Consider the following 23,640-nt stretch of genomic DNA (forward strand, 5'->3'; position numbering starts at 1 on the left):
CATAAATCGTCCTGAGTTTTGACGCCTACGAGCATGGCATCGAGCAAGTCGTTGCTAATCTTGAGTTTTTCCTGTCTAGCTTCTTCCATTATGCTTACCTCCTGTGTATTTTCCTCTTACACAGTTCATTGTACAGTCTCTGACTCCCCGGCTTTTTTCAGCTCGTTGATTGCGTCCTCGTAGCCCTGATCGGCGGCCTTCTTCATCCATTCACGCGCTAATGCGTCATCCTGTTTCACACCCTCGCCTTTAGCGTACATGATTGCTACGTTGTACTGTGATTTTGCCTCGCCCTGTTCAGCCGCTTTGCTGTACCAGAAGAACGCCTGCTCTTTGTCCTGCGGGACTCCCTCGCCGGTGTAATACATTGAGGCAAGATTGCTTTGTGCCTCCATATATCCCGCCTCTGATGCCTGCCTGTAAAGTTCGGCGGCTTTCTTCTTGTCCTGCTTGTAGCCTCCCTCGCCGTTGTCGTACATCAATGCGATGTTGTATATTGCTTCAAGCTCTCCTTTTTCGGCGGCCTTCGTGAAATATTCTGCGGCTTTCTTTGAGTCCTTCCTGACTCCCCTGCCTAAGTAGTACATGCGCCCGATGTTTGTCAGCGCGGTTGCGTCTCCTGCGTCGGCGGCCTTTGTGAAAAGCTCTAGTGCCTTCGCGTAATCCTTCTTCATTCCGTTGGTGCCTTCGTAGTAGACAACTCCAAGCGCGTTAATTGCTTCAGGGTCGCCCTTCTCGATTCCCTCCTGAATCGCGTCCATGTTCAAATCTTCCTCAGCGTAAACAGGAAGTGCCATAAGCAAAAGACATAACACAGCAAGAAATTTTTTCATGAAACATTACTCCTTTTGAAAAATTTTGTGCGTGAAAATTATACTCCGTGAAAAAAAAATCCGAGACAACTTAATATCCCGGAAAATTTCTGCTTACTTTGCCATTTCCTCAATGCGTTCAATCGGGAACGGCGGAAATGCTATCGGCTTCACCGCGACTGATATTAATTTCAGCGGATTGTCATCGGGGGCAATGTGATTCGAGCTGAGATGACCGCACCGCCTGCACCTGTGAATGACTGCCCATTCTCCGTTGTTCCTGACCCAAACGCCAATAGCGTCCATTATTCCCCCGCAGCCTGATTCCCTGTCGCCCGGCTCATTGTCGAGATGGAGACTCGCAAGGCAGTTAGGGCAGTGATTCCGATGACGTTCGCCATAAAGCGGGGGATTAACTTTCCAGCCGCAAACTTTGCACGTAAAACCTTCCTCGCAGGGATGAGTCCTGTAATAATTTTTGTCGAGACTCCTGCGCTTGTTCTCTCTGTTCATACTGTAAGACCTCCTGAATTTTTTTGTGATTCGCTTCTTGGAGGCCGGGAAATTTTTTGCGTTACCTGTTCCAGACCTCCCAATCTGAAACAGTATCCATTAATATTTTGCTGAACATAAAATTTCCTCCATCAATAATTTTCGTGTATCATTTTATCATTCACAAGGAGGATTTATTCATGAAACAATATCATATTGAGCTTGACGAGTCACAGTCAGCAAAATACTGCATACTTCCCGGAGACCCTAAACGCTGTGAGAAGATCGCCCGGCATTTCGATAATCCCGAATTTGTAGCAGACAACCGCGAGTTCATGACGTGGGCAGGGACTCTCAGAGGCGAGAGAGTCCTCACAACATCAACGGGAATCGGCGGGCCTTCAGCGGCTATAGCGATGGAGGAACTGACAGCAGTCGGCGTAAAGACATTCATTCGTGTTGGCACATGCGGCGGGATAAATATGAAGGTGAGAAGCTCGGATATTGTCATTGCTACGGGGGCAATACGTTCTGACGGAACAGGTCGCGAATATGCCCCGATAGAGTTTCCTGCGGTCGCTGATTTCGGGGTTACGGCGGCTCTTGTTGACGCGGCGAAAAGTCTCGGCGAAAGATGGCACACGGGAGTCGTTCAGTCAAAAGACTCATTCTACGGCCAGCACTCGCCCAAAAGAATGCCCGTAAGCTATGAGCTTCTCAGCAAGTGGGAAGCATGGAAGAGACTCGGAGTCCTCGCCAGCGAGATGGAGTCATCGACTCTCTTTGTCGTAGCGTCAGCATTGGGCGTAAAGTGCGGGAGCGTCCTCAATGTCATATGGAATCAGGAGCGCGAGTCAGCCGGGCTTATTGACCCGGACAATTTCGACACCGAGCGCGGAATACGCGTAGCCGTCAAAGCAATCGAATCCCTGATAGAATATGAGCGTCAGCACAAAGAGGAGGAGTAAATCAACATGGCAAACTGCAATCATGACTGCGAGCATTGCGGCTCATCATGCGGAGAACGCACAACCGAGTCGCTCATGTTCGCGAACAACCCTGTAAGCAGTATCAAGAACGTAATCGGAGTCGTAAGCGGGAAAGGCGGAGTCGGGAAATCTCTCGTTACGGGCTTGCTTGCGTGCGAAATGAATCGCCGGGGCTACAAGACAGCAATACTTGACGCGGATATTACCGGGCCTTCAGTGCCGAAAATGTTCGGGATTCACGGTGCTGTATTGTCGGACGGGCATTATATTCAGCCTGCGGTGAGCAAGAACGGGACGAAAATCATCTCCATGAATTTGTGCCTGCCTGATGAGACTCAGCCGGTAGTTTGGCGCGGGCCTGTGCTGGGCGGAGTGCTTCAGCAGTTCTGGGAGGAAGTCGAATGGGGAAAAGTCGATTTCATGTTCGCCGACATGCCCCCCGGAACCGGCGATGTTCCTTTGACGGTGTACCAGTCGTTGCCGCTGAAGGGGATAATCATCGTAACGACTCCGCAGGAACTCGTCAGCATGATCGTCAAGAAAGCCGTGAACATGGCCGGGATAATGAATATTCCTGTGCTGGGAATCGTGTCGAACATGGCGTATTTTGAGTGTCCTGACTGCGGGAAGAAGCACTACATTTTCGGGAGGAATGAGTCGGGGCTTGATGTGATGTCGGAGATTCCCATAATGCCGGAATTAGCCGGGCTTTGTGACTCCGGGAGAATTGAAGAGTCTGACGCGGGGAAATATCTTGCGAATGTCGCGGACTCACTGGAGAAGATTTAGCCCGCTGACAAGATGCCCTGTGCTTAGGCGCGGGGTATTTTTATGTGTGATAAAATACTGCAAATTCCCTAGAAAGGAGATAAATTGCTGTGATTCACATAAGCAATCTCAGGAAAGAATCTGTGGGTGGCTGGACAAAGCTGGTTGCAGATTTTACGTACTCAGGGGGGGGGGGTATTACCTAATTTTGAGCCAGTAATATGGCTTAGCGTCGAAGATGAACACGCTGACATGCTCTCGGATGATGTGTATGACGCATTCGTGTTAATCCCCCTTTACATTGCGATGTACTACAAGCAAGATCTTCACATTCACGGTTCTGTGTCCAAGAAGCTCTATAAGAACGTTGTGGATTACTTCCAGTACATACTTTGCGGATTCAGCCCGGACTTGTCCCGCGTCAATGTTTCTGTTGACGGCTTCAAGATAGCTGACGGGAATCCCTCAGTCATAGGCACTGGCTTCTCGTGCGGGGTTGACTCCCTGTCTACAGTATATGACAGGTACGTGAAGGAAGATGACCCCGATTACAGGATTAACGCGCTGTTCTTCTTGGATACGGGCTGGCACGGCGATGTTCACGAGGAAGAATCCATCAGGCTCTGCATGGAACACTACAGCACGAACAAGAAAGCCGCTGATGAGCTGGGACTGCCGCTTTATCTGGTGAGGACTAACTTTCATGCTTTCATCTACGAGATATATTACGGCGTTGTGGGTAAAATGGGCTATCTTGCGAATTACTCATGCGCTTTAGGACTTCAGCGGGCGGTGAAGAAATATTACATTTCAAATGCTCTCAGCTATGAGCAGATACTCATATTCGGATACCATTTCAAGGGCAAGGATTTTTCTGAGTATTCAGAGTCATATTCTGTTCCGCTGATACAGACAGAGAAAATAAATCTTGTGATAGACGGCTGCCAGTACGAGAGAAGCCAGAAGGTGGAGAAGCTGGCTGACTGGGAGATCGCGCAGAAATATCTTACGCCGTGCGCCATGAAATCTTTCAAGGGAAGGGAAGCCCACGCTGACAACTGCTCGGAGTGCGTAAAATGTCTGAGGACGCTTCTCCCTCTGGAGGCTCTCGGAAAACTGAAGAATTTTAGCAGAGTCTTCGATGTCGGCAAATACAGAAAACTCGCCCGCAAATATAAATTTGATGTCGTTTTCAATAATGGCAGAGACGGCTTCAGTACAGACAACTATAAATTCTGCGTTGCGCATGGTCTAAAAATGCCGTCGTACTTCACCGCATGGATGTATTTCCTGTCTGCAAAATTAGTCCGCGCAGTGAAAATTTTCGTCCGCAAAATAACAGGGGATAGATTCTATGACGCTGTGAAGAAAAAGCTGAAGGGCGATCCCCCCGTTAAGCCGTAAGCATTTATCCTTCATGATTCGCGTCTGGGAAATGCTCTGAAGGCTTGCGGAAAAATCAATCATGCGCTAAAATTTCTCGCGTTAAATCCTTGCGGATGTAGTTCAACGGTAGAGCGTCAGCTTCCCAAGCTGAATGTTGCGGGTTCGAATCCCGTCATCCGCTCCAATATCGCGAAATCAACAAGGCTCTGTGATTTTCACGGAGTCTTTTTTGTCGCTTACCGTTTGTATTTTCCGCAGTCATTGTTATATACTTTACCCCGTTTTAACCCAGCAGAAACAAACAGGAGGAAGATATTTTTATGCGTACATTATTGGCATTGATTCATATTGTCGTGTCGGTCATGATGATTTTCGCCGTCCTCATTCAGCAGCGCAAGCAGGGCGGTTTCTCAGGCGTTTTCGGCGGAGGCACTCAGGCTGACACAGGGCAGTGGCAGAGATTCACCGGACTGACGAAATTAACCATCATCCTCGCGGTAGTCTTCATGCTCACGTCATTCTTCATCGTATTCATAAACTAATACGCAAAGGAGAAATATACAGTGCTAAATTCCCTCAGAGATGTTACAGCCCTGAAGGTAAATCCCGAAAGACTCCGCAGTGCCTCCCATGACGAAATCAAATCAGGCGCAACGACAGATATTTACTTCATCAACACACGCGACGTATTGTCGTCCGTCAGCAAACTTGACACAGTAGTTACAGCCGAAATTTTTGCCCGTACAACAGGAATGTTTGCGGGACTCGGTGAAGTGCTAGAGCTGCTGAAAGCCTCGCCCGTAACAGTCGAGGCCATGAAGGAAGGCGAGTACTTTACCCCGAAAGAAGTCGTGATGAGAATCATCGGGCCTTACGGGGCATTCGGCTACCACGAGACAAATTTACTCGGACTCCTTGCAAGCTCATCAGCCTGGGCGACTGCCGCCCGTGAATGTGTCGAGGCCGCCGGAGGAAAGCCCGTTCTTGTGTTCGGTGCGCGTCATATTCACCCGGCAATAGCTCCTGTGATGGAGTCGGTTGCGGTTCAGTTCGGGGGATGCTCCGCCGCAAGCTGTATACTCGGCGCGAAACTCTGCGGGCGCGAGCCTTCCGGGACTGTTCCTCATGCCGCAGTGCTGATTATGGGCGACACTCTGAAACTTGCTGAGGCTTACGACGCTGTAATGCCCCCGGAAGTAGGCCGTACGTTTCTTGTTGACACTTTTCACGACGAATGCGAAGAGGCTCTGAGGCTTGCTCATGCTATGGGCGACAGACTCGGCGCGGTGAGGCTCGACACTCCCGGCGAAAGAGGCGGAGTCACGGCGGAGCTTGTGCGGGAAATGCGCTACAGGCTGAATCATGAGGGCTTCAGCAAAGTCAAGATAGTAGTCTCAGGCGGACTCAATCCCGAACGCATAAAACTGTTAGCCGAGGCAGGAGCTGACATTTTCGGAGTCGGAAGCTATATCGCTCACGCCGTCCCAATGGATATGACGATGGATCTGAAAGTTGTTGACGGGAAAGCAGTCGCAAAAAGAGGAAGACTCCCCGGCATTCTTGAAAACAAACGGCTGATTAGGGTAAAATAAATGTTCATGCGGGCAAGCCCCCGTCCGCAAAGAAAATCTCAGGAAGGAAAATTACATCATGACAGGCAGCAGTTCATACTTGGCCAAACCCGGCCAGGTTGAAAGAAAATGGTACGTAATTGACGCGGCTGACAGGTCAATAGGACGGCTTGCGGCTGTAATCTCGCGCATACTTACAGGCAAGAACAAGCCCACATATACCCCGCACGTTGACACAGGCGACTACGTAATCGTCATCAACGCGGCGAAAGTCAAGCTCACAGGGAACAAGGCTTCCCAGTCAACATGGCACTATCATTCAGGCCATCCCGGCGGCTACAAGTCGCGGACATGGGGAGACCTCGTGAAGGCCAAGCCCGCAGAATTATTCCGCCACGTCGTGAAAGGAATGCTCCCGCGAAACAGGCTGAAATATGACAGCAAGCTCAAAGTTTACGCAGGCTCAGAGCATCCGCACTCGGCGCAGAATCCCGTAACGCTTGAGATTTAGACAGGAGGAATAATTGACTATGGCAGAAGACAAATACATATGGGGAACAGGCCGCAGAAAGAACGCGTTAGCCCGCGTGAGAATCTGCACAGGAACAGGCGAAATCAAGATAAACGGGCGCGAGGTTGAAGAGTATTTCCCGCGCTTGGTGTGGCAGACTCAGGTTTACCAGTCGCTGAAGACAGCAGGCGTTGAGGGACGTGTTGACGTTTTCGTGAACGCCTCAGGCGGAGGACTCACAGGCCAGGCAGGAGCGGTGAAACTGGGGATCGCGAGGGCGTTAATCAAGCTCAATCCCGATTTCCGTCCGGCACTCAAGAAAGAAGGACTCCTCACAAGAGACCCGCGAATGGTTGAGCGCAAGAAGTTCGGCCAGAAGGGTGCAAGAGGAAAGAGACAGTACTCGAAGCGTTAAGAGAAAATTATTCCCCCCGGTTTTCATGGCCGCGGGGATTTTTTTTGTGTGCTTACTCTGATATTGACTCCTCAAGCTGCAAGACTGTACCCGCTCCGAGTTCGCCCGCGCCTTTTTCCTTCTCCGTGAAAACTATTTCCGCCTGCATTCCTGTTGAGGCAACTACTGACGTTAATATTTTCCTCACGTTTTCGTCAGAGTGGGCAAGGATTCCTTTCTCAAGCTCATGAACTTTCACTTTCTCAAGATCCGCGTTTACTTCCCTGTTCTGATCCTCAAGTTTCACGCTCGTGAATATTCCGGCTCTCTGATCGAACACTTCAAAGCTGTGAACATCCGCGTATACGTCAAGCACCTCGCTGTGAGGCAGGGTGATTCTTACTTTGTTTGTGTCGAATCTCTCTGACACTTTCGCTTTTGACAGGTCGCACCCGCATACTATTGTCCCGTAATATTTCAGCATAAATTTTCGGTTAGTGCCGGGAAAATTCATGTTGAGGCCGGGAATTTTCACGCCGTCAGAGAATGACACTATGGACTGGAATTTTTCGCGAACTGTGGCAAGCTCGCTGACATTCTCAATACCCGACATTATAGCCGTCCTCACAGAGCGGTTTTTGTCGACTTTCTTCCGCATTACGAGCATTACATTCACTGTGATTGACACAGCCAAGACTAACACCAATGCTATTGCCGCCGTCAAAATTTATACGCCTCCCTGAAGCTGAATGTTTGTCAGATAATAGCATGGCCGATTGCAATCTTCCAGAAAAATATTACACTTTCCCTTACATCGACATAACCGCAGGAGGTTCCAATGGAAAAGAAACAAAGCATTTGGCGCATGTTATTGTGGCAGTCAGGATATTTCGACACGCCGGAGTTTGACAGCCACAGGCGTTTTATCTTCTGGATGTTCGCGCTTGGACTCACCTATCTTTCCCGGATAATGGCCAATCCCATAACAGCACTTGTTGACTCTGAGGAAATTTTCCGGCTTATTGTTGACGGACTAAGGATACTCTGTGTTGTCATAGTTCTTGCTGACATTATTCTTCATGTTCTTCTGCACAAGTTCAGGCTTGTTCACAGGATAGTGAAAGCAGTCATAATCGCCGCTGGAATTATTATGACTGCCGCGGACTTGTTCATGCTCTGGTACTGGCACAGGCCGTTCGACACGAAAATACTTGACATCGTTCTTTCGGCCAGGGTAAACGAGAGCTTCGAATTTTTCAGGACATACATCACTGACGGAGGCTTTATTCTCTTCATAATCGGAACTGTTGCGGCAATCCTCATAATGTACCGCTTGCGGAAAGCCGTGCTGCTTTTCACTGCCATAATGATTGTAACCGCGTTTCAGGAAGTAATAATGTTCCCGGCGATATTCAATGCGTTCTACCTCACACCGCGCAACGCAAATTACCTCAGCATATACCGCATGGCCTCAATGATTCAGACTGTCCGCGCTGAAAGGCTCGAATACCGCGCCATTCTTGACGGGAAGCCCAAAGAGATCACACTGACCCGCAACGACTCTTCAATCCCCTACACGGTGTTCATACTCGGCGAGGCTACAGCAAGGAATCACATGTCGCTTTACGGCTATCATCTCCCGACAACACCGAGACTTGACAGGCGAAAACAGGAAGGCGGGCTTCATGTCTTCACCGATGTGATAGCTCCGCACTCATATACAGTCATAGTGCTTGAGAAGCTATTTAACTTCTACCGTTACGGCGGGACGGGAAAATGGTTCACGTACACAAATATATTCAGCATTCTGAAAGCGGCGGGCGTTCATACCGCGTGGCTGTCCAACCAGGAGCGCAACACATTCTATTATCCGGGAACATTGTATTCAAATGCGTGTGATTTTGTGGCCTATGTTGATACGAGGTATGACTGGTATTTTGTGAGGTCTTATGACGGGGAGCTTCTGCCTCTTCTTGATGATGTCATAGAGAAAAGCGCGGAGAAAAATTTCTGCGTCCTTCACCTTATAGGAACGCACAGCGATTACAGCAAGAGATACCCGCCGGAATACGCGAAATTCACGGCCTCAGATATGACAGGAGGCTGGGACGGAATTACGGACAGACAGCAGCAAATCCGCGCAGAATACGACAATGCAATGCTCTACAATGATTTTATCGTTGACGAGATAATACGCCGATTTGAGGACAAGAACGCCGTCGTGATATATCTTTCGGATCACGGGCAGGAAGTTTTCGACGAGTACAATTTCATGTCGCACGGAGGGGAAGAGCCGTACCGCAACATTATCGAGATACCGTTCGTGATATGGACATCGCTGAAATTCCGCCAAGCATATCCGGAGCTTGAAGCAAGAATCGCCGCCAGCGTCAACCGCCCCTATATGACTGATGACATGATTCACACACTGCTTGACCTCATGGGAATCGAGACAGCCGAATATGACCCCGCAAAAAGCGTAATCAATCCCAATTTCGACTCCTCAAGACAACGCATATATGCCGGAATGCTTTACGACAAGGACAAAGGGCTTCATCATGTTCCCGGAATACATTTCGCGAACGATGCAAACCCCGGCGGAATGGTCATAGAGTAACATGTTCAGCAAAATTGTGATATTATCTCAGAATTACTTGACACCCACGAAAGAAGGCTGTAGTAATGCACACTACACCACACCACTGCTTTGTCTCCTCCGTTCTAGACTGGACGGAACGTGAGTCGCCGTTTATCTTCTGGATGTTTATGCTCGGACTCACCTATATTTCGCGGATAATGGTCAATCCCATAGTAGCTCTTGTTGACTCAGAACAGATTTTCCGGCTCATTATTGACGGAATCAGGATACTCCGCGTTGTAATAATTTCTGTAGACCTTGTGCTTTATGTCCTTTTGTGGAATTTCAGGTGGATTCACAGTGCTGTTAAAGCCGTCATCATAGGCGCGGGGATTATTATGATCGCTGCGGATATGGTAACTCTGTATTACTGGCGTAGCCTCTTTGACGCGCAGATGCTCGATATACTTCTTGTTACTACTTTCAATGAGGGCTTTGAGTTCGCGGAGACATTCATAGCCGACTGGGTATTCATTCTCTTCATGGCCGGAGCTGTCGTGGTAATCCTCATAATGTACCGCCTGCGGAAAGCCGTACTGCTTTTCACCGCCATAATGATTGTAACCACGTTTCAGGAAGTAATAATGTTCCCGGCGATATTCAAAGAGTTTTACCTCACATCGCACAATGCAAATTACCTCAGCATTTACCGCATGGCCTCAATGATTCAGACCGTCCGCGCTGAGTGGCACGAATACCGCGCTATTCTTGACAGAAAGCCCAAAGAGATCACACTGACCCGCAACGACTCCTCAATCCCCTACACGGTGTTCATACTCGGCGAGGCGACTACAAGAAATCACATGTCGCTTTACGGCTACAATCTTCCCACAACGCCGAACCTTGTCAGGCGCAAACAGGAAGGCGGGCTTCATGTCTTCACCGATGTCGTAGCACCTCATTCGTATACAATAATCGTCCTTCAGAAACTCTTTAACTTTTACCGTTATGGCGGGACAGAAAAATGGTTCACGTACACAAATATATTCAGCATTCTGAAAGCGGCGGGCGTTCATACCGCGTGGCTGTCTAACCAGGAACGGAACGTATACTATTATCCCGGAACAGTGTATGAGAGTGCGTGTGATTATGTCGGCTATGTAGAAACGATATTTAACTGGAAGCGCAAAAAGACTTATGACGGGGAGCTTCTGCCTCTTCTGGATGATTTCCTGAAGAAAAGCGCGGAGAAAAATTTCTGTGTCATTCAGCTTATGGGAGGACACAGCGATTACAGCAGGAGACATCCGCCGGAATATGCGAAATTCACGGCCTCAGATATGACAGGAGGCTATGAGGGGATTACGGACAGACAGCAGCAAATCCGCGCAGAATACGACAATGCAATGCTCTACAATGATTTTATCGTTGACGAGATAATACGCCGATTTGAGGGCAAGAACGCTGTAGTGATATACATATCGGATCACGGTGATGAAGTTTTCGACAGCGTTGATTTCATGACGCACGGAGGGGAGAAGCCGTACCGCAACATTATCGAGATACCGTTCGTGATATGGACATCTCCCAAGTTCCGACAGGCATACCCGGAACTTGAAGCCCGCATAGCCTCTAGCGTCAACCGCCCCTACATGACCGATGATATGATTCATACCCTGCTTGATATTACGGGCATCGAGACCCCGGAATATGACCCGGCGAAAAGTGTAATCAATCCCAAATTCGACTCGTCCCGAATCCGAATATCATCCGGGAAACTCTATGACAAGGAAACTGGACTCCATGAAATACAGTAATATATTCTCGCGGCTTTACCATGCCTCGCAGTATTCGCTTGACGGACTAATTCACGCCCTAAGACATGAGCAGGCTTTCAGGCAGGAGGCAGGAACTCTGGCACTTCTCTGCGGTGTGATTCTGTGGCTTGATGTCCCGGCTTTTAGGGCAGTGCTTCTCATAGGCGCGTGGCTTATGGTGATGTGCTTTGAGCTTGTGAACAGCGCAGTGGAAAAAGCGTTTGACCTAATCGACGAAAATTTCAGGCCGGAAATAAAAGCGGGAAAAGATATGCTCTCGCTTTCAGTCGGGATAATGATATTCTTCAACGTAATATTATGGGCGGTACTCATCTGTGATAATATAGGCTGAAATTCTCACAGGGAGGAATCCTCATAGACAGCGCGGAAATCATATCAAGCCTCAAAATTTTGGGACTGTCTCCCGGCGCAACAGCTGATGACATTCATTCGGCGTTCAGGAAATTAGCCCGCGAGCTTCACCCCGATGTTACAGGGCAGAAGGATAACACGCGTTTTCAGCAGGTTACGGGAGCTTATACCCTGCTGAAGACTCTTGCGCCCGATGAGCTTGAGTCCCTCGCTGAAACTCTCCCGGAGAAAGAGAAAGAGCGAGTCCGAAAAGCCGAGATTAAACGCCGCGAGGAAGCCGAAAGATTAGCGCGGTCAGCAAAAATTGACAGCATACTCACGAAATACGAGACCGATTTACGGGAATATTGCGCCAGCAGGAAATCAGGCGATGACTCCGGCATGAAGGCACTAATCCTCCGAATGAAGTCCGGCAAGCCCGGAGTCATCAATGCCGCCCTGAAACATTCCGCACCTTTCGCCAATCGTGTAGAGTTCCGAAAAGCACTGACCGAGATTCTGAAGCGTCCCGAAATTGACCCGTCAACCGCAGAGATTGCCGCCTCCCTTCCTTTTGACGACAAGACGCGCCGGACTATAGCCCTCGACACATCTGGGAATGCCGCAAATTTCCCCGCAGGACTAATCATCAGCCTTATAGGGAATGACCCGGACTCAATGGAAAGCATGTTGCTTCACGCAGAGCCGGAAAATATTTCGGTGATACTGCGCCGATGGCCTGCGGGAAAATCCATGAATGACGGAATTATACGGACTCTTCTTGCCTCTGATGACATGCGTATACTTGTGCCGTTACTGGGCGCAATGAGGACGAATTTCCCAAAGTCAGCCCAAAAACACAGGAAACGCCTTCAGGAATTGGAGAACCATCCCGCCGCGGCTGTTCGTGCCTGGGCGAGGAAATTATTATAGCGGGGAGGATTTTTGAGATGAGGAAAATTTTATGCGTCATGGCCGTTTTGATGTTTGCGGGGATTTCTTCTGCTGACGTTACACCGCCCTATGTCGTAATCGGGAACGCTGAAAATATTTCGGGCGGAAATGATTATGTCTATGTCAGCGAAAACGCCGGGCAGAATCTTGACGGCTCGCCAATCCCTGACATCACAATAACCGGGCATTTGCGCTCAACTCTGCCAGTTGCACGCGGGAACGTCCCGACAAGAGTCAACAGTCTGCTTAACCCGGATGAGCCTGTCGAAATCACAGCGAGGGGCAACACTGTTACTATTGCTGACTGGGGCGGGGATGATGTGTACTCGGTGAGGATTTTTGACGCGGGCGGGGAATTGATTGAGGTCAACTCAGACGAGGACAGCCGGAAATTTCCCGTAACAGTAAACTTAACGCCGAGTCCGCAGAATTTCTACCTCGAAATAATGCAGAAGGATACGACTTACGACACCGACTCAGACCCGGAATTTTGTTACGTCCTTTTGCGAATGAAGGCCGGCCATGACTCCGCGATAGTCAGCCCGGAGAACGCAAGCCGCGACAGGGGAGTGAAAGACCGCACAGGCAGCCCCCTCGACACAATCGGCGAAATATACAGGCGTTACAGGAAAGAAGCCGAAAACAATCCGTATTAGTGTCGCAAAAAGGGGACTCGGAGAAAGCCTTTCCCCCTGTCCCCCTGCCCTTTACGCTGTAATTTCTGCGCCGTCCATGACTCCTTTCTTCTGCATTCTCACCGCTAAATCCTCCGCAAGATTCTTCATGTCGTCATTCGTCCAGTCCTTTGACGCTCTGCCCCCTGTAACTCTCTGCATTGCCGACTGCGCCGCCGATGAGTCCTGCCCGAACAAGTCCATGTAGCCCCTGTATAGCCTGTTAATCGTGTTGCGTATGTCGTTTGCGTCCGGGGGAATTTCTGCGCCTGTGTCGAGCCATTTACGGAGAGTTTTCCCGGTCTCCTGCGTAATCGTGAAAACCTGCCTGTCGAACAAGCTCGTTCTGTCTTTGCTGACTGTAACAGAATGCTCCATGCTCAAGTCAAAAACTATCGTGAACTCGTAATCCATTCCGTCGCGCTGGACAGGGGCGAGTCCGACCTTGCGGATTTCAGTGCGTCCTTTTTCGTTCTGCATTTGCGCGTAATCGGTCTTGCTTCTCATTGTCGCTATAATGTGGCACTTTGAGTTAAGCATAGTTTCTATGAGCCTGTTGTGCCACGGAGTAACCTGCCTCCATGCGGTATAAGAATTTCCGCTCTTGCTTTGCGATGTGAATTTGTCGTGCATATCGAGGAGTCCGCCCTCGCCGCTCCAAGCGTGAGACAGAGAGTCGATAATGAGAACGTCATAGCCTTCTTCCTCTGCCTCGTGAATTGCCGCCAAGTATTTCTGAATGCTGTAAGGTGCTGTGAGGGTCTGAACGTCATAGTCGCAGATGTCCGCGTATAAATCGCCGCTTCCGTTTTCGGTGTCGATCATGGCGATACGTCCGCCGAGTCCCTGCGCTATCTGTAATGCTCCGTAAGTTTTCCCCGAACCTGCCGGGCCTGTGAGGGCGAGTCTGAGTTTTGCTTTTCGTCTTTCTGCTTTTCTGTACATTTGTTATGCCTCCTGATGAATATTTTTGTGTGATGAGAGAATATTACACGTGAAAATTTTTGCGGCAATCTGTAGTTATCGCTGTTGCGCTGTACTAATATCCCATACTTTCAGAGCCTTATCTTTCAAAGCCTTCTGTGCCTCAGCATGTCCCTGTTCAGCGGCTTTGCTATACCACTTCACTGCCTCCGAGTAGTCCATAGGGACACCCCAGCCATATCTGTACATCTTTCCCAGCAAGTATTGTGCTTCAGCGTTTCCCTGTTCAGCTGCTTTGCGATATAATTTTTCAGCTTTCGTTTTATCCTGTCTGACACCCCTGCCCTTGTAGTACATCAACCCCAGCAAGTATTGTGCAGGAGCGTATTCTTGTTCAGCGGCTGCGAACAAATAATTGAAAGCCCCGCCATAACTATGAGTATCATAAAATTTTTTGCCCTTTTTATATAGTTTTATTGCAGGCTGAGATTCTTGTTGTTGGCTATTGCTCTGTTGAACTTTACGCCGTTGTTCCTCAAGCTGCTTTTTTGCCTCTGCTTTTTGCCGTGCCTCTTCAGCTTTACGGGCTTCAGCTTCTTTGAGTTCTCTCTGCTTGCGTTCAATCTCTACTTTTAGCCGTTGCTCTTCCCTGAGTTTTTCCTGACGCTGGCGTTCTAACTCTGCTTTTTGCCGGGCTTCCTCTGCTTTACGGGCTTCTTCCTGTCTCAATTTCTCCTGCTTGCGCTGAATTTCCGCCTTTACCCGCTCTTCTTCTCTTTGCTGTTCCTCAATCTGCTTCTGCAAATCGGCTTTCTGCTTTTTCTCTTCTTCCGTCTGAGCATGAATATTCTGCAACGCTGAATCATGACGCTTGAGAGTTTCTTTGAGGCTGGCGAGCTGTTGTTCTTCCTGCTGGAGAATTTCGAGCTGTTTATGAAGCACCTCTTCTGAATTATCTTTCTGCAATGTCTGATTCAGGACGCTTTGAAGTTGTTCAAGTTTCTGTTTAACTTCCTCATCTGATTCGTCCTTTTTCCTGAATAGTTTTCTCAGGCTCGGAAATATAGCGAACGCTATTGCAAGCAGAACAGCAGCAACAATTTGACCGCTGAAATCTTTAACACCCTTAATGATGATCTCAATTAGAGCTGTCATAATGGCCTCCGTATTTTTATATTGCGGTTAAAGAATGATAACACGTGATTTGCTTTTTTCGGGCGGTGATAATATAATACCCCTCGTTGTTTTGCCCGAATCGCTAGCTCAGTCGGTAGAGCACCGGACTTTTAATCCGGGTGTCGGGGGTTCAAGTCCCCCGCGATTCACCACTTTTCACGGGTCCCATCGTCCAGAGGCCCAGGACACAGCCCTTTCAAGGCTGCGACGCGGGTTCGAATCCCGCTGGGACCGCCAAATTTCTCACCCTGTCTGTTATGAGCAATATATTTTTTGACATTATCGGCCTTAGTATTTATCCGTACTAATCATATCCGTACTAAGGAGCGGTGCAAATTGTCGTGCAGAAAATTATTGTCGGCGGCTGTTGTTTCGTTGTTGTTGCTGTCATGTATTCCGGCCTGTGCGTTTCTTGAGGGTACGCCGGACGTAATCGAGCGCAATATTCACAGCCTCATAAAGCAGGCCAATAAGGGCGACTCCAGCGCGAATCAGAGACTCTATAATGAGCTGACACAGTATCAGGAGCTTGACCTTCAGACGCATTCAAGCGCGGAAATCATGAATTACATCCGCAGGCTTGAGAAGGCCGGGCAGTTTCCTTCATATGTTCTTGAGCGGGGTAGCTACACTTACGAGGGCGGCGCGAATTATATGTACCTGACCGGGCGCAATGTCAGCATGTATTCACTTCCTTTGCTTGAAGCCTCAACGCGCATAGCCAGGTTCAACACTGTCGGCACGGATTACTTGATATATTTCGGCGAATGGAAACCCATGAAGGGAGAGCCTTGGATTTTCGCCAGGACTATAGACACAGGCATGATGGGATGGATTGAGAAGAGAAGCACCCGCCCTGTGTCAAATATGACGTTCAGGCAGCTTATACCCGAAATGCAGGGAGGTCTTCAGGGCTACAACATCACAACCGTGAGGACAGCGCAGAGAACAGCCGAGGCAATCAACACTGACGCGGTAAATTACAGCAAGTTCACGAGAGCCGTAGAGAGCAATATATTAAGCACGGTGAAAGCCGCCAAGGGAGGAAATTATACGGCGAGGAATGAGCTTGCCGGGCTTCTCAGAACGGGCAGGGCATCGCGTCAAAATCTGACCTTGAGCGAAAATCATGGGAGGAAAATGACGCTTACGTTCAGCAGCTTGTGAAAGGCGGAAGGGTTGACGGAAGACTCCTGCGGGCGGGCTACAAGTATGACGAGAGCGGGATATTCATTTACACCCCTGAAAGCGCGACAGTAAGAGCCAGGCCGGACTCAGAGTCAACAAACGTAATGACGACAAAAGCGGGGCAGGCACTGAGATATTTGGGCGAACGTCTCACAACCAGCGGCGTTAAGTTCTACCTTGCGGATGACATGCGCGGCACAGTAGGATGGATTAGCGAAAGAGTCGTTGAAATTGTCCCGATTGACGCGGCAAAAGTATTCCGTCAGCAGATTGACGAGGGATTGAGCCGTAAATAACATTAGTCAGCACAAAAAAAGAGAGGCCGTTAAGCCCCCCTTCAGTTTGTCGAAATGTCTATATGAACGAGAAAATGAGGTTGCCGGATTTCGCGGTTATGTTTACCGTAGTTTTCTCCTTAATGCCTCCGCCTATCATCGCCCGCGCTAATTTCGTCTCTACGCTGTGGGTGATGTAGCGTTTCAGCGGGCGCGCACCGTACACAGGATCATACCCCGCCTCCGCGATAAGCTCTAATGCCTCGTCCGAGAAATTCAGCTCTATCTGTCTGTCAGCGAGCCTTTCCTGCAAACGTGAAATAAGAATCTTCACGATCTCTTTCACCTCGGCCATGCTTAACGGCTTGAACATCACAATATCGTCAACGCGGTTCAGGAACTCAGGCCGGAAATTTTCGCGCAGTGTCTGCATTACCTCAGCCCGCGCCGCCGGAGTGATTGCCCCGTCCTTTATGCCCTCTATCAATGACTGAGAGCCGATATTGCTTGTCATGATTATGACGGTGTTCTTGAAGTCTACAACATGGCCGTGCGAGTCGGTTATTCTGCCGTCGTCAAGAACCTGCAACAGAATGTTGAAGACATCCGGGTGAGCCTTCTCGATTTCGTCAAAAAGAATCACGCTGTACGGCCTGCGCCTTACTGCCTCGGTGAGCTGCCCGCCCTCGTCATATCCCACATAGCCGGGAGGCGCACCGACAAGCCGCGAGACTGTATGCTTCTCCATATACTCGCTCATGTCGATTCGAATCATGTTGTCCTCAGAGTCAAACAATGCCTCCGCTAACGTCCGGGCTAATTCTGTCTTTCCGACTCCTGTAGGCCCAAGGAATATGAATGATCCTATCGGGCGTTTCGGGTCTTTGATTCCGCTTCTTGCGCGGAGGACAGCATCCGCAACGAGGCTCACGGCCTCATCCTGTCCCACGACTCTTTTGTGGAGAATCTCATCAAGTTTCAGGAGCTTTTCGCGCTCGCCCTCAAGCAGGCGTGTTACGGGGATTCCTGTCCAGCGGCTTACGATGTCGGCGATTTCGTCATCTGTTACTTCAACGCGCAGTAATTTGTTGTCGTCCGAGCCTTTGAGGATGTCCGCCCGTTTTGCCTCCTGCCCCGCTAAGACTCTCTGCAATCTCGGCAATTCTCCGTTCTGCAACTCCGACACTAATTCCCAGTTGCCGTTACGCTGTGCCTCGTCAATTTTTGCTTTCGTCTCCTCAATCTGCCGCCTGAAGCTCTGAATGTCAGCAATTGCTTTTTTCTCGTTCTCGTATTGAGTCCTGAGAGTCTCTTCTTCCGACTCGGCCTCCTGTAACTCTTTCTGCAAGACCTTCAAACGTTCCTTGCTGGCATCGTCCTCTTCATGTTTCAGTGATACTTCCTCAATCTTGAGCTGCATAACTTTCCGGGCGGCCGCGTCAAGCTCCGAAGGCTGAGAGTCAATCTCCGTGCGAATCATCGCGCAGGCTTCGTCAACGAGATCTATTGCTTTGTCGGGAAGGAATCTGTTTGTGATGTACCTGTTCGACAAAACCGCCGCGGCTACAAGCGCATTGTCCCGGATTGCGACACCGTGATGTACCTGCAATTTTTCCCGGATTCCGCGCAGGATTGATATAGTATCCTCTACTGATGGCTGCTCTACGTCAACAGGCTGAAATCTCCGGGCTAATGCCGCGTCTTTCTCGATGTATTTGCGGTATTCGTCCGTAGTCGTGGCTCCTATGCAGTGCAATTCCCCCCGCGCTAACATCGGTTTCAGCATGTTCCCAGCGTCAACAGCACCCTCGGCGGCTCCCGCTCCCACGATGGTATGAAGCTCATCAATGAACAGTATTATTCTCCCGTCGCTGTTCTTGACCTCGTTCAGGACGGCCTTCAGTCTCTCTTCAAACTCGCCGCGGTATTTCGCCCCCGCTACAAGCGATCCCATGTCAAGCGCGAATACTGTACGCTCCTTGAGTCCTTCAGGAACATCGCCCCTTACGATTCTCTGCGCGAGTCCTTCAACGATTGCCGTTTTACCGACTCCGGGGTCGCCGATAAGCACGGGATTGTTCTTTGTCTTTCGTGAAAGAATGCGTATAACCCGGCGGATTTCGTCATCGCGTCCGATTACGGGGTCAAGTTTGTTGTTCCTTGCGGCTTGGACTAAATCACGCCCGTACTTTTCGAGAGCCTCATATGTTGCTTCAGGGTCTGCGCTCTGGACTCTCTGTGAGCCTCTCACGGCGTTTAACGTCTTCAGGAATCTTTCTTCCGTTATTCCGAAACGGGCAAATATTCTCCCGCACGGTGTGTTATTCCCTTCCGCAAGCATGGCCAGGAATAAATGTTCAACGGAAATATATTCATCCTTCAGGGCTTTGGCTCTTTCCTCTGCGCGTGAAAAAAGTCGTTCAAGTCTCTGCGTGATGTAAATTTTCCCCTGCTCTGTTCCTGAGAATGTTACGCGAGGAAGTTTCGACAGCTCATCTTCTGCGGCCTTCATGATTTCGGCGGGGTCAACATTCATTTTTCGGAGCAATTGCGGTATAAGCCCCTCGGAATCTCTGAGCATGGCGCACAATAAGTGTTCGCAGTCAACCTGCTGATGATTGTATTCTGACGCTATAGCCTGTGAAGCGGTGATTGCCTCCTGGCTTTTTCGTGTCATTCTGTTAATGTCCATATATTAATCACACTCCCTTAACCAAGACTGACTAATTATAGCTGACAATAAATTTATTGCAAGAAATTTTTTCATGAATATAGGATAATTACAGCCTCAGAGAAAATTATCGTTCAGGAGAAAAAATCCCGATGAGCAAAAGTATCAAGCTGAATTATTTTTACAACGCCGCGTACAATGTGCTGACGGTATTAACGCCGCTAATCACAGCCCCGTATATTTCGCGAGTGTTGCAGGCTGACGGAATCGGCACGGCCAGCTTTGTCGCCTCTGTCGCGGAGTATTTCGTGATATTCGCGGACATGGGAACAGCAGCCTACGGTCAGCGCGAGACTTCATACTGCCGTGATGACCCGGCCATGAGGAGCGCGGTTTTCTGGGAGACATTTTTCCTGCGGGCGATAAATACGGCTGTTGCGATGTCGGCATATCTTCTTTTCATTTTCTCATTCATGGAATCTTACAGGGTTATATTCCTGATTTACTGCATAAATATTTTGACGCTTGCGCTTAATGTGGGATGGTTTCTTTCAGCACTTGAGGAGTTCGGGAAAATAGTCTTCAGGAATCTTGTCATCAGGATCGCCGGGATAATCTTCATTTTCGTGTTCGTCAAAACAAGGGATGACCTTCCGCTTTACGTTTTCGGATTATTATTCTTCAACCTCGCCGGGACGCTGGCGATGTGGGCGTACCTTCCCGCTTATATTCGCAGGCCGGATTTCAGGTGTATAAACCCGTTCCGCAACATAAAAACTTCCCTGTCCCTGTTCCTGCCTACGGTAGCAATACAAATATATACAGTGCTGGACAAATCAATGCTGGGTTTCTTCACAGAGAGCGGATTCGAGAACGGATATTATGAGCAGTCAATGAAAATTTCGCGGGCAGTACTCCCCCTGATAATATCGCTCGGAGGAGTCATGATTCCGAGAATAGGATACTTGTTCGGCAGAAATGACCGGGACGCAATCAGCGCATACATGTACAGGAGCTACAATTTTGTGTGGTTCATGGCCGTGCCTTTGTGCTTTGGCCTTGCGGGAATATCGGACAATTTCGTGCCGTGGTTCTTCGGGCCTGGGTTCGGAAAAGTCGCGGGACTCCTCAAAATTTCGAGCTTCCTGCTAATCGCGATCGGCTTCAATCACGCGACCGGGGCGCAGTACCTCATCCCTACAGGCCGTCAGAATCTCTACACGCGGGCGGTGATTGCCGGGGCGGCGGTGAATTTCGTCATGAACATAATCATGATTCGCCTGCTGAAATCTTACGGGGCTATGATAGCGTCAGTGATGGCCGAGGGACTAATCGCAGTCATCGAAATGTACATGATACGCCGTGAGCTGAACATTCCGGGAATATTAGCGTCAGGGAAAAATTACATCATGGCCGGGGGGATAATGCTCGCTGCGCTAATCTTCATGGGCGGGAAACTTGAGCCGTCAGCCGTCAATACATTCACGATGATATTCACGGGGGCAGGAATATATTTCGGGGTTCTTTTTGCGATGAGGGACAAATTTTTCACGGATTATTCAGCGACAGTATTAAGATTCCTGCGGGACAAAATCAGGCGTTAAGGGGGAAAAGCGTTGAGGCGTTACGAGTTCAACATGACAAGCGGGCATATATGGACAACGCTTCTTGTTTTCACGTGGCCGTTACTGCTTGAGAATTTATTGCAGCTTCTGTACTACACTGCGGACGCTGTTATAGTCGGGCGTTATGTGGGAGTGTCAGCCCTTGCTGCCGTGAGTGCGACGACTCATATTTGCGGAATGCTTGTGCGTTTCTTCAACGGGACTGCAACGGGAGCGGGAGTCGTAATCAGCCGTGCTTTTGGCGCGAATGACCGTCAGAAATTATCCGAGTCCGTAAAGACTGCGTTAATCCTGACTTTTATCGGGTGCGTGATTCTGACTCTTGTCGGCGTAACATTGTCGCGCTTCTTCCTCGAAAGGATGTCGACTCCCTCTGACGTTATCGGCGAGGCGGATATTTATCTCAAAATATATTTCGGCGGTATTTCGGGCTTGCTGTTCTACAACATAGGCGGGGCGATTCTTAGGGCGATGGGCGACACTCGGAGGCCGTTATTCTTCCTTATAGTGTGCAGTGTCCTAAATATCGCGCTTGATATTGCGTTCGTGAAAATAGGCATGGGCATCGCCGGAGTCGCAATTGCTACTATTACGGCTCAGGCGTTATCGGCGTGCCTTGTGATTCGCGCTGTGCTGAAATCGGCGGGACTCTCGCGGGAATGGAGGCTTGATCGAAAAACGGCGGGAGAAATTCTGCGTATCGGTCTTCCTTTCGGGATTCAGATGGCTGTCGTTGCGTTCTCGAATGTCTTTGTGCAGGGCTACATCAACGTATTCGGCACGGCATGTATTGCGGGCTGGGGTGTTTACGTGAAGTTAGACCAGTACATGATGCTGCCGATTCAGAGCATGGGACAGGCTGTAACGGTCTTCACGGGTCAGAATTTGGGCGCGGGCAAACATGGCCGGGCGGTTTCGGGGACGTGGACGGCACTGGGAATGATGATAGTGATTTCGTCATTCGTTGCGCTGTTCCTGTATGTGAATGCGCCGGGGATGTCGTCATTCTTCAGCCCTGACGCGGGAGTCATAGAGTACGGCTCAATGTTCATCAGGCTGTGTACTCCGTTTGCGGTGATATGCTGCTTCAATCAGATATTATCGGGATATTTGCGGGGGGATGGAAATTCGCGTATGCCGATGATAATCACGCTTTGCACACATGTATTTTTCCGGCAGGTGTATTTGTACGTCATCACGAGAATCATAGCGGATAATGTCCGGGCTGTAGGGTTCGGCTATCCGGCGGGGTGGATATTGTGCGCGGTTAGTATGACGCTGTATTATTTCGCGTGGCAGAAAAGGAGCAATAGCTAGATGTCGATAAAGTGCAAATGCGTGTAAAATAGTGCTATGAAAAATATATCCCGGCATAAAGTATATAAAATTGAACTGAAGCCAACAATCGAGCAGATACAGATAATTGAGCGGACTATGGGCGTATGCAGATATGTCTATAATCTTTTTATAGGCGTAAACCGCGATAATTACCGCAGTAACTCTCAGGGATATATGTCGGGGTATGATTTCTCAAAATGGCTGAACAACGAGTACAGGAAGAGTAATCCCGACAAATTATGGATATGGGAAGTATCATCGAAAGCAGTGAAGAAATCCATAATGAACGCGGATACAGCCTACAGGAATTACCTTAAAGGCAAAGCAGGATTTCCGAAATTCAAGCGGCGTAACGGACGGCCATCAGGCATGTATCTTCCGAGCAATAACCCTAAAGACATAATGATAGAGCGTCATAAAGTGAAAATCCCGACATTAGGGTGGGTAAGGCTCAAAGAATACGGCTATGTGCCGCGTAAAGCTAAAGCGATAAGCCTAACAATAACGAAACGGGCAGGAAGATATTTCGCGTCATTCTTGTTTGAGTTAAGTGCGGTAAAAGATATAAGCGCGGAGCAATCCGAAAGCATAGGAATTGACTTAGGCGTGAAAAGTTTTGCAGTAATCTCGGACGGCTGGAATTATCCGAATATCAACAAGTCCGAACGTGCAAGGAAATTAATCAAGAGGCTGAAGCGAGAGCAGCGGAAATTCTCGCGCAAGATACACAAACTCAAACAACGAAAGGAGGTAACCGCGAGTAAAAAGTGTAAACGTTCAAACTTGGACAAACAAAGGCTGAAAGTACAGCGGGCGTATATGAGACTGAGTAATAAACGTCATGACTATATCAACAAAACTGTACATGAGATAGTAAGCAGACGGCCTGAATATATCACGATAGAAGACTTGAACGTATCAGGAATGCTGAAGAACCGCCATTTATCACGGGCAATAGCTGAATGTGAGTTTTATTACTTCCGCGCATTGCTTGAACGTAAGTGTCGTGAGTATGGGATACAACTGCGAATAGTAGACAGATTTTATGCAAGCAGTAAAACGTGTTCCCGATGTGGACATATCAAGAAGGATTTGAAGCTGTCAGACCGTGTATATGAGTGTACAGAATGCGGATTAGTAATTGAC

Annotated in this window: 23 protein-coding genes and 3 tRNA genes; 20 read left to right on the forward strand and 6 right to left on the reverse strand. The window is 49.1% G+C overall.

Annotated elements, in window-relative coordinates:
• Positions 1-125: 125 nt before the first annotated feature.
• Together IKQ95_00405 and IKQ95_00410 are read right to left on the reverse strand one after the other, a co-directional pair.
• Positions 126-833 carry a sel1 repeat family protein gene (locus IKQ95_00405; GenBank protein ID MBR4195157.1) on the reverse strand — a complete coding sequence of 236 codons (708 nt, stop codon included), beginning with the start codon at positions 831-833 and terminating at the stop codon, positions 126-128.
• A 93-nt stretch (positions 834-926) separates the two neighbouring features.
• A complete protein-coding gene (locus IKQ95_00410; protein MBR4195158.1) occupies positions 927-1,325 on the reverse strand; it encodes an RNHCP domain-containing protein in 399 nt (132 codons plus the stop codon).
• A gap of 179 nt (positions 1,326-1,504) precedes the next feature.
• Between IKQ95_00410 and udp the strand changes: the two genes are divergently transcribed.
• The 8 genes from udp to rpsI all read left to right on the forward strand — a co-directional run bounded on the left by udp (position 1,505) and on the right by rpsI (position 6,944).
• Positions 1,505-2,272 (forward strand): uridine phosphorylase, encoded by a 768-nt coding sequence (gene udp / locus IKQ95_00415; protein MBR4195159.1) that lies wholly within the window; start codon positions 1,505-1,507, stop codon positions 2,270-2,272.
• Between the two features lie 6 nt (positions 2,273-2,278).
• Positions 2,279-3,082, forward strand: a complete 804-nt coding sequence (locus IKQ95_00420) for an Mrp/NBP35 family ATP-binding protein (protein ID MBR4195160.1) — start codon at positions 2,279-2,281, stop codon at positions 3,080-3,082.
• A 231-nt stretch (positions 3,083-3,313) separates the two neighbouring features.
• Positions 3,314-4,465, forward strand: a complete 1,152-nt coding sequence (locus tag IKQ95_00425; protein MBR4195161.1) for a hypothetical protein — start codon at positions 3,314-3,316, stop codon at positions 4,463-4,465.
• A 91-nt stretch (positions 4,466-4,556) separates the two neighbouring features.
• Positions 4,557-4,631: transfer RNA gene (locus tag IKQ95_00430), tRNA-Gly, on the forward strand.
• 136 nt (positions 4,632-4,767) lie between these two features.
• Complete coding sequence (secG, locus tag IKQ95_00435; protein ID MBR4195162.1) at positions 4,768-4,989, forward strand: preprotein translocase subunit SecG; 222 nt, start codon at positions 4,768-4,770, stop codon at positions 4,987-4,989.
• Between the two features lie 21 nt (positions 4,990-5,010).
• The gene (locus IKQ95_00440) at positions 5,011-6,039 is read left to right on the forward strand and encodes a nicotinate phosphoribosyltransferase (protein ID MBR4195163.1); all 1,029 of its coding nucleotides are present in this window, start codon (positions 5,011-5,013) and stop codon (positions 6,037-6,039) included.
• 58 nt (positions 6,040-6,097) lie between these two features.
• On the forward strand, positions 6,098-6,529 hold the full coding sequence (rplM, locus tag IKQ95_00445) for a 50S ribosomal protein L13 (GenBank protein MBR4195164.1): 432 nt from the start codon (positions 6,098-6,100) through the stop codon (positions 6,527-6,529).
• 19 nt (positions 6,530-6,548) lie between these two features.
• On the forward strand, positions 6,549-6,944 hold the full coding sequence (gene rpsI / locus IKQ95_00450; protein ID MBR4195165.1) for a 30S ribosomal protein S9: 396 nt from the start codon (positions 6,549-6,551) through the stop codon (positions 6,942-6,944).
• A 52-nt stretch (positions 6,945-6,996) separates the two neighbouring features.
• Here rpsI and IKQ95_00455 read toward each other — a convergent pair whose 3' ends face one another.
• Complete coding sequence (locus IKQ95_00455) at positions 6,997-7,647, reverse strand: DUF4230 domain-containing protein (GenBank protein ID MBR4195166.1); 651 nt, start codon at positions 7,645-7,647, stop codon at positions 6,997-6,999.
• Between the two features lie 114 nt (positions 7,648-7,761).
• Between IKQ95_00455 and IKQ95_00460 the strand changes: the two genes are divergently transcribed.
• The 5 genes from IKQ95_00460 (at position 7,762) to IKQ95_00480 (ending at position 13,279) form a co-directional block, all read left to right on the forward strand.
• Positions 7,762-9,540 carry a phosphoethanolamine transferase gene (locus IKQ95_00460; GenBank protein ID MBR4195167.1) on the forward strand — a complete coding sequence of 593 codons (1,779 nt, stop codon included), beginning with the start codon at positions 7,762-7,764 and terminating at the stop codon, positions 9,538-9,540.
• A 65-nt stretch (positions 9,541-9,605) separates the two neighbouring features.
• Positions 9,606-11,318 (forward strand): phosphoethanolamine transferase, encoded by a 1,713-nt coding sequence (locus IKQ95_00465; GenBank protein ID MBR4195168.1) that lies wholly within the window; start codon positions 9,606-9,608, stop codon positions 11,316-11,318.
• Positions 11,305-11,670, forward strand: a complete 366-nt coding sequence (locus tag IKQ95_00470; protein MBR4195169.1) for a diacylglycerol kinase — start codon at positions 11,305-11,307, stop codon at positions 11,668-11,670. Before IKQ95_00465 ends, IKQ95_00470 begins: the two co-directional genes overlap by 14 nt.
• Before the next feature lie 59 nt (positions 11,671-11,729).
• The gene (locus tag IKQ95_00475) at positions 11,730-12,602 is read left to right on the forward strand and encodes a DnaJ domain-containing protein (protein ID MBR4195170.1); all 873 of its coding nucleotides are present in this window, start codon (positions 11,730-11,732) and stop codon (positions 12,600-12,602) included.
• A 17-nt stretch (positions 12,603-12,619) separates the two neighbouring features.
• Entirely contained in the window at positions 12,620-13,279 is a 660-nt protein-coding gene (locus tag IKQ95_00480) for a hypothetical protein (GenBank protein MBR4195171.1), read from the forward strand.
• Between the two features lie 51 nt (positions 13,280-13,330).
• Here IKQ95_00480 and IKQ95_00485 read toward each other — a convergent pair whose 3' ends face one another.
• Together IKQ95_00485 and IKQ95_00490 are read right to left on the reverse strand one after the other, a co-directional pair.
• Positions 13,331-14,242 carry an ATP-binding protein gene (locus IKQ95_00485; GenBank protein ID MBR4195172.1) on the reverse strand — a complete coding sequence of 304 codons (912 nt, stop codon included), beginning with the start codon at positions 14,240-14,242 and terminating at the stop codon, positions 13,331-13,333.
• Positions 14,243-14,317: 75 nt separating this feature from the next.
• Positions 14,318-15,376 (reverse strand): SEL1-like repeat protein, encoded by a 1,059-nt coding sequence (locus tag IKQ95_00490; GenBank protein ID MBR4195173.1) that lies wholly within the window; start codon positions 15,374-15,376, stop codon positions 14,318-14,320.
• A 97-nt stretch (positions 15,377-15,473) separates the two neighbouring features.
• On the opposite strand from IKQ95_00490, the gene IKQ95_00495 reads away from it, so the two are divergent.
• From IKQ95_00495 to IKQ95_00510, 4 genes are all read left to right on the forward strand, one after another.
• Positions 15,474-15,549, forward strand: a tRNA-Lys gene (locus tag IKQ95_00495).
• Between the two features lie 9 nt (positions 15,550-15,558).
• Positions 15,559-15,634 (forward strand) — tRNA-Glu (locus IKQ95_00500).
• Between the two features lie 99 nt (positions 15,635-15,733).
• Positions 15,734-16,564 (forward strand): hypothetical protein, encoded by an 831-nt coding sequence (locus IKQ95_00505; protein MBR4195174.1) that lies wholly within the window; start codon positions 15,734-15,736, stop codon positions 16,562-16,564.
• Positions 16,561-16,881, forward strand: coding sequence for an SH3 domain-containing protein (locus IKQ95_00510; GenBank protein MBR4195175.1), 321 nt, complete (start codon positions 16,561-16,563; stop codon positions 16,879-16,881). Before IKQ95_00505 ends, IKQ95_00510 begins: the two co-directional genes overlap by 4 nt.
• A 58-nt stretch (positions 16,882-16,939) precedes the next feature.
• Here IKQ95_00510 and clpB read toward each other — a convergent pair whose 3' ends face one another.
• On the reverse strand, positions 16,940-19,552 hold the full coding sequence (clpB, locus tag IKQ95_00515) for an ATP-dependent chaperone ClpB (protein ID MBR4195176.1): 2,613 nt from the start codon (positions 19,550-19,552) through the stop codon (positions 16,940-16,942).
• 131 nt (positions 19,553-19,683) lie between these two features.
• Between clpB and IKQ95_00520 the strand changes: the two genes are divergently transcribed.
• The 3 genes from IKQ95_00520 to IKQ95_00530 all read left to right on the forward strand — a co-directional run.
• Complete coding sequence (locus tag IKQ95_00520) at positions 19,684-21,135, forward strand: flippase (GenBank protein MBR4195177.1); 1,452 nt, start codon at positions 19,684-19,686, stop codon at positions 21,133-21,135.
• A 12-nt stretch (positions 21,136-21,147) separates the two neighbouring features.
• Positions 21,148-22,473: an MATE family efflux transporter gene (locus IKQ95_00525; protein ID MBR4195178.1), complete on the forward strand. Its 1,326-nt coding sequence runs from the start codon at positions 21,148-21,150 to the stop codon at positions 22,471-22,473.
• A gap of 36 nt (positions 22,474-22,509) precedes the next feature.
• A partial coding sequence (locus IKQ95_00530) for a transposase (protein ID MBR4195179.1) occupies positions 22,510-23,640 on the forward strand: 1,131 nt, incomplete at its 3' end.

Source organism: Synergistaceae bacterium, assembly GCA_017540085.1.
Lineage (GTDB): Bacteria > Synergistota > Synergistia > Synergistales > Aminobacteriaceae > JAFUXM01.